We start from the raw sequence: 16,186 nt of genomic DNA, 5'->3' as shown, positions 1-16,186 counted from the left end.
TCTGACAAAAGATTGCGCGAACCCCAAGCCGGGTGCCTGAAAATTTCCCGTTCCCATATCCGGTCGCGGCAGATATACACCCCCGATCTCTACCGCCCACACGCCGGAGGACGACATGACAGGGGTCTGGAACAAATCGGACTGGCGCGCAAAGCCGCGAGTTCAGATGCCCGATTATCCCGATACCGACGCGCTGCGCGCGGCCGAAAAGCGGCTTGCCAAGTATCCGCCCCTGGTGTTCGCGGGCGAGGCGCGACGGCTGAAGTCGGAGCTTGCCCGCGCGGCGCGTGGGGAGGCTTTCCTGCTGCAAGGCGGCGACTGCGCGGAGAGTTTCGCGGAGTTCTCGGCCGACACAATCCGTGAAACCTTCAAGGTCCTGCTGCAGATGGCGATCGTGCTGACCTACGGCGCCAAGGTGCCCGTGGTGAAGGTCGGGCGAATGGCCGGGCAGTTCGCCAAGCCCCGGTCTGCGCCGACGGAAACCAAGGACGGTCTTGAGCTGCCGAGCTATCGCGGCGACATCATCAACGATTTGGACTTCACGCCCGAGGCCCGGCAGCCGAATCCCGAGAACATGCTGCGGGCCTATACCCAGGCCGCGGCGTCGCTGAACCTGTTGCGCGCCTTCTCCACCGGCGGTTTCGCCGATATCCACCGTGTCCACGCCTGGACCAGCGGCTTCGCCGAGGCGGACAAGGCCGAACGGTATCGCGCCCTGTCCAACCGGATTTCGGATGCGCTCGATTTCATGTCGGCGGCCGGCATCAGTTCCGACCGCATGTCCACGATGAACATCGTGGATTTCTACACCTCCCATGAAGCGTTGCTTCTGGAATACGAGGAAGCTCTGACGCGGGTGGATTCCACCACCGGGCAGACCATCGCCGGCTCCGGACACATGCTCTGGATCGGCGACCGGACCCGCCAGCCCGATGGTGCGCATGTCGAGTTCTGCCGGGGCGTCGTCAACCCGATCGGGTTGAAGTGCGGTCCCTCGATGCAAGCCGAGGATCTCAAGGCGCTCATGTCCCGGCTCAACCCGCATAACGAGCCCGGCCGCCTGACCCTGATCACCCGGTTCGGCGCCGGCCGCGTGACGGAGCACCTGCCGCGTCTGATTGAGACGGTGCGCGAGGAGGGTGCGGAGGTGGTGTGGGTGTGCGACGCGATGCACGGCAACACGATCAAGTCCGCCACCGGGTACAAGACCCGCCCATTCGAACGGGTGCTGTCGGAGGTCCATGAGTTCTTTGCCGTCCACCGCGAGGCGGGCACGGTGCCGGGGGGCGTTCACTTCGAGATGACGGGCAAGGACGTGACCGAATGCACGGGCGGCGTCCGCGACGTGACGGAAGAGGACCTGAGCGACCGCTACCACACCGCCTGCGATCCGCGTCTCAACGCCAGTCAATCGCTGGAACTGGCCTTTCTGGTTGCGGAACAGCTATCGAGACGTCACGAGGAAGCTAGAGCGGCGGGTTAATACCCCCGCTCAACCTTTTTATAACCTTGGATCTTTTGCCGAGTCGCGGCGGAAGATCAGTCGATTTCCTAATCGTCCTTCGACGAAACCAGGTAGAGGTACGGCTTGCCGCCGCTCGATTGAGGCTTCGGTCCCGGCGCGTAGCCCGCCGCGGGCTCGGCCATTTCGTTCGTCAAATGCTCGGAGTCCCGGTCATTGCGGTCCGGCCATCCGTACCCTTGGGTCGCTGGCGTACGCGCCGAGGTCAGGGGGGTGATCCGGCTTTGCCGAACCTCGAAGCGCCGGGGCGTTCGTCCGACCGGGCCCAACGTCGGCAGGCAGCCGAGGACACGCGTGACCTCTCCGAGATCGCTCATCAGCGGCAGGAGCAACAAGGCGGCATCCATCGGCGGTTTGCCGATCCCCCTGTCCCCGGCGAGCGACAGATGTGCCCGTCCCGGCAGGTCGAACACCCGTTCCAGCGCCGTACTGACTTGGCTGCGGGACTCGGGCAGGAACAGCGCGGTCAATGGCATGCCGCGCACCTCCATGCCCAGGATGTCATTGAGATGGGTTCCCGACAGCCGGAACCGGGCGACACCGGGAGCGAGCCGTTCAAGGATGAAGCAGCAGGGCAGGGAATTGCCCAGCCCGCGCGGATCGACTTCCGAGCGCGGTGGGATCTGCCGGTCGCCGCGCAGCGCGTCCCAGTACGCCTCGACCGTCGCAATCATGGGAAACTGGGAGGTGAGTGCGGTCATCCTGGACGCTGATAGTATTGAAAGCTTGTCATTCCCGCGCTCGTCCGACATCAAAAATCACCTTTCAAAATGCCACGCGACTTTGCGTGGGAACACCGACCGCGCATTCTGGAGCCAGGCGGCCCGTGCTTGTGCGATCATCCTTACCGAAGACTTAACACCTGGCTAACCCGTTCAGATTTTCTTTACACCAGCATTTGCCCCACTTGGTTAATGCTGCATAAACGCCGCGGTCGCCGCGGGGCTCTTAAAACATTGACGAAAGTCCGTATTTCCCGCCGGAACGCACCGAACTTATTTAAAATTGTCACCAATTTTCCCGCTCGGCTCCGCGCCTGACCCGCGACGAAACGCGTCAACGGGTATCGCTCGGCTTTCCTTTGGCCTCCGGCATGGAATATCACCGGCCATAAGCGAAGCAGCAAGGGGCGGCCCGCGTGTCGCTCTCACCGTGCGAGAAAGGCCCATTGGGGCATCGGCGTTCGGCGAGATTGGGGAAGTGCAGCGATGATTCATTCGATGACCGGTTTCGCGTCCCGGACGGGGCAGGCGCAGGGCTACGCCTGGGCCTGGGACCTCCGAAGTCTCAACGCGCGCGGTCTCGACGTTCGGATGCGGCTTCCGGACTGGATCGAGGGGCTGGAGCCGGCGCTGCGGACGCGTCTCGCCGCGGCGATGAAACGCGGTAGCGTCACAATGGGGCTGAAGGTCTGGCGCGCGGCGGGCGAAGATTCGATGGAGATTGACGCCGACGCGCTGAACGCCGCGCTCCGTGCCCTGGGGCAGGTCGCCGGGGCCGCCGGAGCCATCGGCGTCACGGTCGCGCCGCCCACGGCTGCGGAAATCCTGACCATCAAGGGTGTTCAGTTGCAAGGGCCGGCGCAGGCTGGCGCCACGACAGCGCTGCGTGACCTATTGCTCGATGACGTTTCTCCCCTTCTTGAAGACTTCCTTGCCGCCAGGGCGCGCGAGGGCGAGGCGCTGGCCCGGGTTCTGGGTGAGCAGTTGGACCGGATCACGGCACTGACAGCGGATGCCGCGAGCCGGCTCGACGGGCGCGCCACGGCCGCCGCGGAAGCCCTGAAACAGGCGTTGGCGCGGGTGATGGAGAACGCGGACGCGATCGAGGAATCGCGCGTGGCCCAGGAACTGGCGATGATCGCGGTCAAGGCAGACGTGACGGAGGAACTGGACCGGCTGTCTGCCCACGTAGACTCTGCCCGCGCGCTGCTCGACGACGACGGGCCGGTCGGGCGCAAACTTGAATTCCTGACCCAGGAGTTCAACCGGGAGGCCAATACGCTCTGCTCGAAGTCGCAGGACGTCGCGCTGACCCGGATCGGACTCGACCTGAAGGCCGTCATCGACCAGATGCGCGAGCAGGTCCAGAATGTGGAGTGAAAGATGACGACTGACCGCCGTGGACTGCTGATTATCCTGTCGTCGCCGTCGGGCGCCGGAAAATCGACATTGGCACACCGGTTGATGGACTGGGATTCGACTTTGGCGTTCTCGGTCTCCGCCACCACCCGCGCGCCGCGAGAGGGCGAGCGCGACACCGTGGATTATCACTTCATGGAGGTCGCCACCTTCAAACAGCTTGTGACCGATGGGCAGATGCTGGAGCACGCGCACGTCTTCGGCAATTTCTACGGCTCGCCCAAAGGCCCGGTGCTGGAAGCGATCAATGCGGGACGCGATGTTCTGTTTGACGTGGACTGGCAGGGGGCGCAGCAGATCCGCAACTCGGACCTCGGCAAGCACACGCTGTCCATCTTCATCCTGCCGCCCTCCATTGGCGAGCTGAAACGGCGGCTGATTTCCCGCGGAAAGGACGCGCCGGAGGTGATCGGCAAACGAATGCAGAAGAGCTGGGACGAGATCAGCCACTGGGGCAGCTACGACTACGTTCTGGTAAACGACGATCTCGACGCGACATTCGAGAAGCTCAAGGTCATCGTGACCGCCGAACGGATGCGACGTGCCCAGCAACCGAAGCTTCAGGACTTCGTGCGGGGTTTGCAGGCGGAATTCGAGGGGGCGCAGGCATGATCTACACGCTCGACGGCATCGCGCCGGACATCTCAGCAAGCGCCTGGGTGGCACCGGACGCCAACGTGATCGGCAAGATCGCGCTGGAGGAGGATACGTCGGTCTGGTTTGGCTGCACCCTGCGCGGCGACAACGAACTGATCCGCGTGGGGCGCGGGTCGAACGTGCAGGAAAACACCGTCTGCCATACCGACATGGGCTTCCCCCTGACGATCGGGGAAGGCTGCACAATTGGCCATAAAGCGATGCTCCATGGCTGCACGATCGGCGACAACAGCCTGATCGGCATGGGGGCGACGGTGCTCAACGGGGCGAAGATCGGCCGGAACTGCCTCATCGGGGCCGGTGCGCTCATTACCGAGGGCAAGGAGATCCCGGACAATTCGCTCGTGATGGGAGCGCCGGGAAAGGTGATCCGGACGCTGGACGAGGCCGCCATAGAGGGGCTCCGCCGGTCGGCTCTGAACTATCAGAAAAACGCGCGGCGGTATCGCGACGGGCTGCTCGCCCTGTAAGGACCGGCAACTCGGCACACGCAACCGGGTTCAGGCCGGTCGCCCGACTGCCTTTCCCTTGCGCTGACAACGTTTCGTCGTCCAGATGGCGCCCATGGCCAGGCCGTTTTCAAAATCCATTTCCGATACCGGACTTTGCGCCGCGATCCTCGCGGGCGTGCCGATGCCGTTGGTCTTGGTCTCGGCGGACGAACGCATCGGCATTATGAACCCGGCGGCGGTCGAGCTGTTCGGGTCAAACGGGGAGGGGCGGCATTACGTGACTGTCCTGCGGCAACCGGGTCTTTTGGCCGCCGTTGAGCAGGCATTCCGGGACGGCAGCGAAGTTGCGGCGCGGTACGTGCTGACGGACGTCGCGCGGGAGATGACGTACAGGGTGCGCGCGGTGCCCGTAGCGCACGGCGGGGAAGGGGGCATTCTGGTTTCCTTCGAAGACGTCACCGACCTCGAGCGCGCGGGCCAGATGCGGCGGGACTTTGTTGCCAACGTCAGCCACGAGTTGAAGACACCGCTGACCGCGCTGCTCGGCTTCATCGAAACCTTGCGGGGAGCGGCGCGGAACGACGCGGCGGCGCGGGACCGGTTCCTCGCGATCATGGAGCGGGAAGCGGAGCGGATGAACCGCCTGGTCTCGGACCTGCTGTCACTCAGCCGCGTGGAATCGTCCGCCCGGCAGCGGCCGCGAGACCCGGTCGCACTGGACGATCTGGCGCAATCCACCCTCAATGCTTTGCGCACGCTTGCGGAGGGCGAGGGGGTGACCCTGGAGTTGGAACGGCAGGGCGACGGCGGCGTGACCGTTCCGGGTGATGCCGACCAACTGCAACAGGTGCTGACGAACCTGGTGGAGAACGCCATCAAATACGGTCGGGACGGCGGCCGCGTCACGGTCCGGGTCGGCAGAAAGGCGCGAGAACTGGCGTTTCGTGGACCGGCAGTCGAACTGGTCGTGGAGGATTACGGCGAGGGGTTCGACCCCGTCCACATCCCCCGCCTGACGGAGCGATTCTATCGCGTGGACACGCATCGTTCGCGGGCGGTCGGCGGGACGGGCCTCGGCCTCGCCATCGCCAAGCACATCGTGAACCGCCACCGCGGTCGCTTTCGGATCGAGAGCGAACCGGGCAAGGGCGCGCGCTTTACCGTTGTGCTTCCGGCTTCTGAATAGGTGCGGCGCACGATGCCCCGCGCACAGACGGCACCGAGCGGCTCCCTATGGAAAAGCAGCTCGAACCTGACGTAAGGTAACTAGACCGAGATCCGACGCTTCCCGCCGTTTGTCATATTACTGTTACGCAAACGTCACAAAAGCCAAACGCAGGGTGACTACCACGCCAGCAAGGTCGCCGGAGCCGGCGATCATACAACCACTGCATGGAGCACAATATGTCTCTCGCGAAGATCACCGCCTCTGCTCTGGCGATCGCCGCCGTCTCCGCCAGCGCTGCCGCTGCCCGGGACAACATCCAGATCGCCGGGTCGTCGACCGTTCTGCCCTACGCCTCGATCGTCGCCGAAGCCTTCGGCGAGAACACGGACTTCCCGACCCCGGTCGTGGAATCGGGCGGCTCCTCGGCCGGCCTGAAGCGGTTCTGTGAAGGCGTGGGCGAAAACACGATCGACATCGCCAATGCCTCCCGCGCGATCCGCGACAAGGAAATCCAGGCCTGTGCCGACGCCGGCGTGACCGACATCATCGAGGTCCGCATCGGCTACGACGGGATCGTCTTTGCCTCGCAACAGTCCGGCCCGGCGTTCGACGCGTTCGTGCCGTCGGACATCTTCAACGCCATCGGCGCCAAGGTGCTGAAGGACGGCGAGATCGTCGACAACTCATACAACACCTGGTCTGAGTTCAACGGCGACCTGCCGGACGCGGAAATCGCCATGTTCATTCCGGGCACCAAGCACGGCACCCGTGAGGTGTTCGAGGACAAGGTCCTTCTGCAAGGCTGTGAAGACACCGGCGCCATGCAGGCGATGATCGACGGCGGCATGTCCGAGGACGACGCTGAGGATGCCTGCCTCGATGTCCGCACGGATGGCAAATCCGTCGACATCGACGGCGACTACACCGAGACACTCGCGCGCATCGACGCCAACCCCAATGGCATCGGCGTGTTCGGCCTGGCGTTCTTCGAGAACAACCAGGACAAGCTGAAGGTCGCGACCATGTCCGGCATCGCGCCCTCCACCGAGACCATCGCTTCCGGCGAGTACCCGGTGTCGCGGCCGCTGTTCTTCTACGTCAAGAAAGCCCACATCGGCGTCATCCCGGGCCTGAAGGAATACGCCCAGTTCTTCGTCGCCGACGAACTGGCCGGCCCGAGCGGACCGCTTGCCAACTACGGCCTCGTCTCCGACCCGGAACTGAGCGCGACGCAGGAAAAGGTCGCTGACGAGAAGACGATGGGCGAGAGCATGTGATCAAGGCGACTGCCTTGATGACGCGGGGGCGGCACGTTTCGTCGCCCCCTGTTTGCTTGTCGGCTGCGTCGACATAACGGTCACGGGAACACGGGGGACCCATGCCCATATTCTGGCTTATCCTGATCGTGCTTGCGATCGCGGTTGTCGGGTACATTCTCGGCCGGGCGCGCGCGATGCGCGATGCCGGCGGGGACATCCGAAAGCTGCATTCGCTGCCGAGCTACTATGGGGCGAACGTTGCGCTCAAGGCGGCGGTTCCCGCGTTCCTGCTGATGATCGTCTGGCTGCTCGTGCAGCCGATCTACGTCACCAGCGCCGTCTCCGGACTGATTCCGGACGGTGAGGGAACGAGCCGCGCCGAACACGGGCTGGTCATGGCGGAGGTGCGCCGCACCGCCGACGGGCTGAAAAACGCCGTCGCAGGCGGCGCGATGTCCGAGACCGTGGCGCGCGATCCGAACGCCGACCCCGATGAGGTCACCCAGCGACTGAAGGACGCCGGGCAGATCATCACTTCACAGATCACAACGCCCGTGCTGAATGCCGCACAGCGCTACCGCGACTTGAATGCGACCGGCGGACTGTTGATGACCGCGGGCGTGCTGATCCTCTCGGTCATCGGAATGCTCTGGGGCATCCGCGAAAACCGGGCCGACTTCCGGGCGCGCAACGTCGTAGAACGGGGGGTTCGTGCGCTCCTGATCGGGGCGGCGTCCATCGCGATCCTGACGACGGTGGGAATCGTCTTGTCACTGGTGTTCAATACCATCGAGTTCTTCCGCCTGTATCCAGCCGCCGACTTCTTCTTCGGCCTGAACTGGGCGCCGAGTTTCTCCGGTCGGGGCGGGTCCTCCGAGTTGGGCGTCGTGCCGCTGCTCTGGGGCACATTTTACATTTCCCTGGTGGCGCTGCTGGTGGCAGTGCCGATCGGGCTGTTCGCGGCGATCTATCTGTCGGAATACGCAAGTCCCCGGATGCGGGCCATCGCCAAGCCGATGCTGGAGGTTCTCGCGGGCATTCCCACAATCGTCTACGGTCTCTTCGCGCTGCTGACGGTCGGGCCGCTGCTGCTCTCGGTCTTCGGCAAGGACGGGCTGGGATGGATGCAGGCCGGCACCGCGGTCATGACGGCGGGGCTGGTCATGGGCATCATGCTGATCCCCTTCGTCAGTTCGCTCAGCGACGACATCATCAACGCGGTGCCGCAAGCTATGCGGGACGGCTCCTACGGGCTGGGCGCCACGCAGTCGGAGACGATCAAGCAGGTCGTCCTGCCTGCAGCGCTGCCCGGCATCGTGGGCGCCATCCTGCTGGCTGCCTCGCGCGCCATCGGTGAGACGATGATCGTGGTGCTTGGGGCAGGGGCCGCGGCCCGGCTCAGCCTGAACCCGTTCGAGGCCATGACCACGGTCACGGCCAAGATCGTCTCCCAGCTTACGGGCGACGCGGATTTCGCCTCGCCCGAGGCGCTCGTGGCCTTTGCGCTCGGTATGACGCTGTTCGTGCTGACACTCGGGCTCAACGTCCTCGCCCTCTACATCGTGCGGAAATACCGGGAGCAGTACGAATGACCGACGCAACCGCCCCCCTGCCGAGTTCGTCGCATCGCGCCGGGTCGAGCTCCCTGATGGAGTACGATGCGGGCACCCGGCGGCGCAACAACGCCGAACGCCGGTTCCGGGCCTACGGGCTCGCCGCGGTGGCCTTCGGGATGTTCTTCCTCGCGGTTCTCGCCGTGTCGATCATCCGGTCGGGCACTCCGGCCTTCACCCGCACCGTCGTGCAGGTCGACTTTGCCATGACTCAGCAACAGTTCGACGAGGCCGAGAAATCTCTCCTGAAGACAAAGGTTTACTCCGGTCTGTTCATCTCCGCGCTCACCGCGGAATTGCAGGAGCGCGGGTTGGACAGCACCTTCGACGAGGCCGCCATCGAGCGCCTTCTCGGCAAGGTCGGCGGGACGATCCGGGAGTATTACAAGGCCAACCCGGCCAAGCTGGGGGAGCCGGTATCCTTCAGCCTCGCGACCTCGTCGCGCGTGGACGGGTATCTCAACGGTAGGGTCAAGCGCGACACGTTGCAGGACAGCCGTTTCCTGATGGCGAGCGACCTCGATCTGGTCGATCGGCTGGAGGAGGCTGGCATCATTCATGCGGAGTTCAACTGGCCGTTCCTGACGGGCGGCGACTCCGGGGTGGACAACCCCGGTGGCGCGGGGATCGGCGTCTCCGTCGTGGGGTCCTTCTTCATGATGCTCGTGGTTCTGGTCCTGTCGCTGCCCATCGGCGTGGCCGCGTCGATCTACCTCGAGGAATTCGCGCCGCAGAACTGGTTCACGGACCTCATCGAGATCAACATCTCAAACCTCGCCGCCGTGCCGTCCATCGTCTTCGGCATCCTAGGGCTCGCCGTCTTCATCCAGTTCATGCACCTGCCCCAGTCCGCGCCGCTGGTGGGCGGGCTGGTGCTGACGCTGATGACCCTGCCGACAATCATCATCTCCACCCGGGCCTCGCTCAAATCGGTGCCGCCGAGCATCCGCGACGCGGCGCTCGGGGTAGGGGCCTCGAAAATGCAGGCGGTGTTTCACCACGTTCTGCCGCTGGCGATGCCCGGCATCCTGACCGGCACTATCATCGGTCTCGCGCAGGCCCTGGGCGAAACTGCGCCGCTCCTGCTGATCGGGATGGTGGGCTTCGTGGCCCGCGGCTACCCGGGCGGCTTCCTTGAAGGTTTCGTCGAACCCAACTCGGCCATGCCCGCGCAAATCTACACCTGGGCGGCCCGCGCCGATGCCGCCTTCTACGACAAGGCATGGGGCGGCATCATCGTATTGTTGCTGTTCCTGCTCACCATGAACATCGTCGCCATCATTTTGCGTCGCCGTTTCGAGCGCAGGTGGTAATAGGAGCCGACCCCATGAACGACATGCGACCCGCGGAGCGCGCCGTGACCACCAAGGACATCAAATTCGAGTGCCGGAACTGCGACGTGTATTACGGCGACACCCACGCCATCAAAGACGTGAGCGTGGACGTGGAGGACAAGACGGTGACCGCCTTCATCGGCCCGTCCGGCTGCGGCAAGTCCACGTTCCTGCGATGCCTCAACCGGATGAACGACACGATCGACATCGCCCGGGTGGAGGGGACCTATCTGCTGGACGGTGAAGATATTTACGACAAGCGTGTGGACCCGGTGCAGCTTCGCGCGAAGGTCGGCATGGTGTTCCAGAAGCCCAACCCGTTTCCGAAGTCCATCTACGACAACGTCGCCTACGGCCCGCGCATCCACGGATTGGCGAAGAACAAGTCGCAACTGGATGAGATCGTGGAAAAATCCCTGCGCCGCGCCGCGATCTGGGAAGAGGTCAAGGACCGCTTGGCAGCCCCGGGCACCGGTCTTTCGGGCGGCCAGCAGCAGCGTCTCTGCATCGCCCGTGCGGTGGCTACCGAGCCGGAAGTGCTTCTGATGGACGAGCCGTGCTCCGCGTTGGACCCTATCGCCACCAGCCAGGTGGAGGAACTGATCGACGAACTGCGGGAGAACTATTCCGTCGTCATCGTGACGCACTCCATGCAGCAGGCCGCGCGCGTCAGCCAAAAGACCGCATTCTTCCACCTCGGAAGCCTCGTCGAATTTGGACAAACCGGACAGATTTTCACCAATCCGAAAGATCCCCGGACCGAGAGCTACATTACCGGCAGGATCGGGTGAGGGAGGACACATTCATGGATCGCAGCAACGAACATATCGTCCGGGCCTATGACCGCAGCCTGGAAGCGCTTCAGGCCCATATCATGAAGATGGGCGGGCTGGTTGAGGAGGCGATCCTCGAGGCCGCCGAAGCACTTGCCCTCCGCGACGAGGAACTCGCGACGCTGGTGCGGGAGAAAGATGCCGCCATCGACGGCCTCGAACGCATGATCATGGACGAGGCGGCCCTGACAATCGCGGAGCGCCAGCCCATGGCCTCGGACCTGCGGGTTATTCTCGCGGCGATGAAGATCGCCTCGAACCTCGAACGTATCGGCGACTATGCGAAGAACATCGCCAAGCGCACCGGCGTTCTGGCGCAGATGGGGTCGATTGAGGATGCCGGGAACGCGACCCGACGGATGGCCAGAATGGTCGCGGTCATGCTGAAGGACGCACTCGACGCATTTGTGCAGCGCGATGCCGAACTGGCGGAAGATGTCCGCCAGCGCGACCTCGAAGTGGATCAGATGTACAACTCGCTGTTTCGCAACTTCCTGACCTACATGATGGAAGACCCGCGCAACATCACGGCCTGCATGCACCTCCATTTCATCGCGAAGAACATCGAACGGATGGGCGATCACGTGACGGCCGTCGCGGAGCAGGTGATCTATCTGGCAACCGGCACGATGCCGGAAGAGCCGCGGCCCAAGGGGGACCGCACGAGCCGGTCCGAGCACGTCTGATGGCGTCACCCGAGCAGCCCAGCGTTCTGGTCGTCGAGGATGAGCCGGCGCAACGCGAGGTTCTGGCCTACAATCTCGAGGCCGAAGGTTTTCGCGTCTGCCGGGCAGAGAACGGCGAGGAGGCGATGCTGCTCGTCGACGAGGATGCCCCGGACGTCATCGTTCTGGACTGGATGCTTCCCAACGTCTCCGGCATCGAGGTGTGCCGGCGGCTGAAGATGCGGTCCGACACCCGGCATGTGCCGATCATCATGCTCAGCGCCCGGTCGGAAGAAGTCGACCGTGTGCGCGGGTTGGAAACCGGGGCAGATGACTACGTGGTGAAGCCGTATTCCGTCATCGAGTTGATGGCCCGCATTCGGGCGCAGCTCCGCCGGACGCGACCGGCCAGCGTGGGCGAACGGCTGGAGTTCGACGACATCGTTCTTGATGCGGAGACCCATAAGGTCTTTCGCGGTGATAAGCTGCTGAAACTCGGGCCCACGGAGTTTCGCTTGCTGTCCACCTTCATGGAGAAGCCGGGCCGCGTCTGGAGCCGCGAACAGCTGCTCGACCGGGTCTGGGGCCGCGACATCTACGTCGACACACGGACGGTCGACGTGCATATCGGCCGGCTGCGAAAGGCACTGTGCCAACACGGCGGCACCGATCCGGTCCGCACGGTGCGCGGGGCCGGGTACGCGCTTGGGTGATGACGTAGAGTTGACGGGCGCGGAGGAACGTGCGTCCACCGCTAGCGTTGTCTCACGTATCAACCAAAAACGAGGAGGCTCCCCATGGCCTATACCATCGACCGCCAGATCGACTCCGCAGACATGGAAGAGGTCGAACGCCGCACGCGCGACGCACTGTCGACCCATGGATTTGGCGTCCTTACGGAAATCGACCTCGCTGCGAAGCTGAAGGAGAAGCTCGGCGCCGATCTCGAGGACTACAAGATCCTCGGCGCATGCCATCCGCCGTCAGCCTTGGAAGCGGTGAAGGGAGAGCCGCGCATCGGTGCTTTGCTGCCGTGCAACGTGATCCTCCGCAAGGTCGGCGACGGCATCGAGGTCAGCGCCATTGATCCGGTGGTGGCCTTTGAGCCGGTCGACAAGGAGGATGTACGTCCGGTTGCGGAAAAGGTTCGTAAGATGCTGGAGGAGGCGTTGGCGGACATCTGATGTCGACCGAGCCTTCCTACATTCGTCCGATAATCGGTATTATGTAAAATATACAACCGCCGCGGAGGTCACTCCGCGGCGGTTTTTGTATCTGGTGTCATATAGAAATGTAGCCAAGCGCCTTCGCCGACATCCAGATTGCCATGGCAATCATCATCAGGTTTTCCGTTAGCGAGATGAATCCCAATGGCACATTGCTATCGCCACCAACGCAGGCACACTTGAGCTCCCGCTTGTCGATGTAGACAGCCTTGAAGACCGAAACTGCGCCGATGGAACCAATGAACATCGCAATCGGAGCCGAGATCCACGTGAGCGCGCCGGCAAGCATCAGGATGCCGGCGAGCGCCTCACCATACGGATAGAGATACCCGTAGCGGACCCAGCGTCTGGCAAGCAGATCGTAGTTCAGGAACATCGTGGAAAAGCTCTCGACATCCTTGAGCTTCTGAACGGCAAGAAAGCACATCGAGATTGCGATGAAGCGTTCGATGAGCCTCAGGTGCATCATCTGGTCGCCAGCGGACCACTGAACTGCGATCGCCATGAGAAACGCGACCGCAAAGATCGTGATGACGGGCCAATAGGTTTTCTCGTCGTCATCCGACTTTTCGCCGAAGAATTCCCGTAAAGCGTCGTACCCGCCGATCCGTTCGCCGTCGATCCAGGTCTGTGGCGTGGTGTCCACCCCGTGGCGCGCCATGAACTCGTCCGTTTCGTCGCGGGTGGTCAGCTTATGGTCTTCGATATCCAGCCCATGACGCGTCAGGATGTACCGGGACTTCAGGCCGTACGGGCAAAGGTGATCCGGCATCGCCATACGGTAAAGGACCGCACGCGTGCCGGACGACCCTTGGGGTTTATCAAAAGGCATGTTCAGCGCTCAGCTTTCTGCGAGAAATCAGCGACTTGAGGCCAGTTCCTCATCGTTTCGTCTGTGCCGGAGCCGCAGTTGCCTGGATCGAACCGGCAGAGCTACCCCGAGAGGTCGATCAGCCGATCCGCAGACAAGCGTTCCGTCAGGAAGCGAGCGTAAGGTATTGAGGTATCCTCCATATTTCTGGAGGCAGAAGCGGAGTGGCGCGATCTTGGAAAGATAACGCGCCACGCCGGTTAGGTGTTCCGGTGGAAACGGAGACAATGAACGGTCCGACCGCCCTGCCCTCAGCCGCGCTTGATGCCGACGACCTTTTGATAAAGACCGCCGAAATAGGTCTCCTTGCGCCACTCGAACTGCTCGGGCTCGTCGATGTAGTCGAACATTTCATTCTTCCACAGAGCTTTCGCAAACGGCTCCAACCATTTGAAAACAAGCCAGATGATCGGACGCATCGGGTGCAGGAACGCCGGCTCGTGATAATCCACGAACATCAGTTTGCCGCCGGGCTTCACGTGTGAGGCAAGGTTGTTCGCGATGTCACGTTTGTAGTCTTCCGGCACCTCGTGCATCAGGAAGTAGCTGCAAACCGTGTCATAAAGCCCGTCGCCGGTGGTGCGCGCGTCGCAGATCTCAGTGCGCGACTGCGGCAGATCTCCGATCTTGCGGCGCACGTGGTCGATCTGCACCTGCTGGATGTCTGTCACATGGTATTCGCCCTTTGGCCCGATCTTTTCGGCCAGGTGACCGACCAGTTTCCCGTAGACGGCTGCGGGTTGCAGAACGCGGCTCCCCGCCGCAATCTCCTCGCGGGCCGCGCGCATCAGCTTGTTCTGCTGACACCACAGGATGATGGCGACAATGATCTCTCTATCAAGAATGTCCACCATCTTCGGGGCGACGTAGGCCCAGGTATAGACATCGACCAGGTAGTCCGGCAGTGCCGGAGCCGCCGCGGCGGCCTTCGACACGGCTGCCTGCCCACCATGAATTGCTCGGGCGGGTTTCTCCTGCTCGACGCCGAAGTCAACGCTCGCGTTCATTCCTAGACCTTTCTGTTTGCCCCTGTCTCGGCGCCATCGGTGCCCGCCGCGCGTGCGGATGAGTAAAAACGACCTCTAACCGATATCCCGTCCTTCGTCTCGGGATATTCGGCCTTGGTCCTTACCGGGATTTGGGGAGGACCTTAATGCGGTCAACCGACCACGCAAATGCGGCATATCTCGCCAAAACCTTCACGAAACGCAATCCCGAATGGCGTCTTTTGCAACTCTCGGCTCAATACGGGCAATATGCCCCCAGCCCCGGCGTAAGCCGCGCCTCGACAGGCTCCAAGCATTTACTTATGTTGTCCTTCGATTAACGAATTTTATCGTGACGAGGTGTTGGAGGCCGAGTGAGCGAAGACATTCCCCGGCAAAGTGCGCATCTCTCCGCGTCCGGCTTATCAGGCACGGAGGCGCCCTCGGCGATCCTCGGGTATGTCGAACGGATCACAACACTCCCGGACATGCAGCAGGTATGGGATTACCATACAGACGTCATGGCACGGTTCGGGTTCAATCGTGTCCTGTACGGATTCACCAGGTTCCGCACTGAGCATTCGCTGGGGGATCTGCAGGACATGCTCGTTCTGACAAATCACGACCCCGAGTACATTCAAACGTTTCTGGAATCGGGATTGTACCAGCAGGCTCCTATGACGCTTTGGGCGCTTCGAAACGTTGGGGCGTGCTCCTGGAGGGACGCCGAAAGCCTGCCTCTTGGCGGCAAGTCAAGCTCGGCAGCAGAGCGGATCTGGGCCTTCAACCGGTCCCACGGGCTTCTGGGCGGCTACACGATCAGCTTTCCCACATCGTCAGGACGCGCCAAGGGCGGGATCAGCCTCACCTCCGTCCCGGCGTTGTCCTTCGACCAGACGGACGAGATCTGGGCTGAGCACGGTCGGGTCATCACAGCGATGTGCAATGTCCTCCACCTGCGCCTTATCGGCTTGCCCCATCCGCAAACGCGCCGCGCCCTGACGCCGCGCCAGCGCGAGGTTCTGGAGTGGGTCGGAGACGGAAAGACGACGGCGGATATCGCGTCGATCATGGGCCTGACCCCTCCGACGGTGGAGAAACACCTCCGCCTCGCGCGCGAGACGCTTGACGTTGCAACCACGGCACAAGCGGTCCTGAAGGCCGCTTTTTTGAATCAGATCTATAGCCTTCACGGTGACTTAGCGTAGATCCAAAATTTTTCTGCAATGCGGCATGATCGATAAATTATTGAATTTTATAGATATTTATTGTCTTTAACCACACGAGGTAAGGAAAACCTTACTTACCTTACCGTAGGTCACTATGGCATTCTGCCGGTGTTCCGTGAGTGGTGGCTATTGGGCCTGGGAACTGCGATGTGATGGGAATCGCGATTACGATGAACGTCGAGTCGCTCCGGGAAACCGGATGTCGGTCCGAGGGCGTATTTTCCGCATCT

General features: G+C 62.7%; 16 protein-coding genes. 13 read left to right on the top strand and 3 right to left on the bottom strand.

Going from position 1 to position 16,186, the window contains the following annotated elements; all coding sequences use genetic code 11:
- Positions 1-115 precede the first annotated feature (115 nt).
- Positions 116-1,483, top strand: coding sequence for a class II 3-deoxy-7-phosphoheptulonate synthase (locus tag BM075_RS00370; RefSeq protein ID WP_093358368.1), 1,368 nt, complete (start codon positions 116-118; stop codon positions 1,481-1,483).
- Between the two features lie 68 nt (positions 1,484-1,551).
- On the opposite strand, the gene BM075_RS00365 is transcribed toward BM075_RS00370, so the two are convergent.
- Complete coding sequence (locus BM075_RS00365) at positions 1,552-2,223, bottom strand: PAS domain-containing protein (protein WP_093358366.1); 672 nt, start codon at positions 2,221-2,223, stop codon at positions 1,552-1,554.
- Positions 2,224-2,730: 507 nt separating this feature from the next.
- Between BM075_RS00365 and BM075_RS00360 the strand changes: the two genes are divergently transcribed.
- The 11 genes from BM075_RS00360 (at position 2,731) to BM075_RS00310 (ending at position 12,828) form a co-directional block, all read left to right on the top strand.
- Complete coding sequence (locus BM075_RS00360) at positions 2,731-3,624, top strand: YicC/YloC family endoribonuclease (RefSeq protein ID WP_093358364.1); 894 nt, start codon at positions 2,731-2,733, stop codon at positions 3,622-3,624.
- A gap of 3 nt (positions 3,625-3,627) precedes the next feature.
- Positions 3,628-4,275, top strand: a complete 648-nt coding sequence (gmk, locus tag BM075_RS00355) for a guanylate kinase (RefSeq protein ID WP_093358362.1) — start codon at positions 3,628-3,630, stop codon at positions 4,273-4,275.
- On the top strand, positions 4,272-4,790 hold the full coding sequence (locus tag BM075_RS00350; protein ID WP_093358360.1) for a gamma carbonic anhydrase family protein: 519 nt from the start codon (positions 4,272-4,274) through the stop codon (positions 4,788-4,790). The genes gmk and BM075_RS00350 overlap by 4 nt, the downstream gene beginning before the upstream one ends.
- 94 nt (positions 4,791-4,884) lie before the next feature.
- On the top strand, positions 4,885-5,958 hold the full coding sequence (locus BM075_RS00345) for an ATP-binding protein (RefSeq protein WP_093359363.1): 1,074 nt from the start codon (positions 4,885-4,887) through the stop codon (positions 5,956-5,958).
- Between the two features lie 218 nt (positions 5,959-6,176).
- A complete protein-coding gene (locus tag BM075_RS00340) occupies positions 6,177-7,217 on the top strand; it encodes a substrate-binding domain-containing protein (protein ID WP_093358358.1) in 1,041 nt (346 codons plus the stop codon).
- Positions 7,218-7,318: 101 nt separating this feature from the next.
- Entirely contained in the window at positions 7,319-8,791 is a 1,473-nt protein-coding gene (gene pstC, locus BM075_RS00335; protein WP_093358357.1) for a phosphate ABC transporter permease subunit PstC, read from the top strand.
- Positions 8,788-10,125: a phosphate ABC transporter permease PstA gene (gene pstA, locus BM075_RS00330; RefSeq protein WP_093358356.1), complete on the top strand. Its 1,338-nt coding sequence runs from the start codon at positions 8,788-8,790 to the stop codon at positions 10,123-10,125. The genes pstC and pstA overlap by 4 nt, the downstream gene beginning before the upstream one ends.
- Positions 10,126-10,139: 14 nt before the next feature.
- Complete coding sequence (gene pstB / locus BM075_RS00325; protein WP_093358354.1) at positions 10,140-10,937, top strand: phosphate ABC transporter ATP-binding protein PstB; 798 nt, start codon at positions 10,140-10,142, stop codon at positions 10,935-10,937.
- 14 nt (positions 10,938-10,951) lie between these two features.
- On the top strand, positions 10,952-11,665 hold the full coding sequence (phoU, locus tag BM075_RS00320; protein WP_093358353.1) for a phosphate signaling complex protein PhoU: 714 nt from the start codon (positions 10,952-10,954) through the stop codon (positions 11,663-11,665).
- Positions 11,665-12,357, top strand: a complete 693-nt coding sequence (gene phoB / locus BM075_RS00315; protein WP_093358351.1) for a phosphate regulon transcriptional regulator PhoB — start codon at positions 11,665-11,667, stop codon at positions 12,355-12,357. Before phoU ends, phoB begins: the two co-directional genes overlap by 1 nt.
- A gap of 84 nt (positions 12,358-12,441) precedes the next feature.
- Positions 12,442-12,828 carry a DUF302 domain-containing protein gene (locus BM075_RS00310; protein ID WP_093358349.1) on the top strand — a complete coding sequence of 129 codons (387 nt, stop codon included), beginning with the start codon at positions 12,442-12,444 and terminating at the stop codon, positions 12,826-12,828.
- A gap of 97 nt (positions 12,829-12,925) precedes the next feature.
- Here BM075_RS00310 and BM075_RS00305 read toward each other — a convergent pair whose 3' ends face one another.
- Both BM075_RS00305 and rquA read right to left on the bottom strand, forming a co-directional pair.
- Positions 12,926-13,702 (bottom strand): MauE/DoxX family redox-associated membrane protein, encoded by a 777-nt coding sequence (locus tag BM075_RS00305; protein WP_093358347.1) that lies wholly within the window; start codon positions 13,700-13,702, stop codon positions 12,926-12,928.
- Between the two features lie 290 nt (positions 13,703-13,992).
- Positions 13,993-14,748 carry a rhodoquinone biosynthesis methyltransferase RquA gene (rquA, locus tag BM075_RS00300; protein ID WP_093358345.1) on the bottom strand — a complete coding sequence of 252 codons (756 nt, stop codon included), beginning with the start codon at positions 14,746-14,748 and terminating at the stop codon, positions 13,993-13,995.
- A 353-nt stretch (positions 14,749-15,101) separates the two neighbouring features.
- Between rquA and BM075_RS00295 the strand changes: the two genes are divergently transcribed.
- Entirely contained in the window at positions 15,102-15,935 is an 834-nt protein-coding gene (locus BM075_RS00295; RefSeq protein ID WP_245758698.1) for a helix-turn-helix transcriptional regulator, read from the top strand.
- The last annotated feature ends 251 nt before the right edge of the window (positions 15,936-16,186 follow it).

Origin of the sequence: Tropicimonas isoalkanivorans (assembly GCF_900112335.1) — a bacterium.
In the GTDB taxonomy this organism is placed as follows: Bacteria; Pseudomonadota; Alphaproteobacteria; order Rhodobacterales; family Rhodobacteraceae; genus Tropicimonas; species Tropicimonas isoalkanivorans.
This window is presented reverse-complemented; position numbering and strand designations above follow the sequence as displayed.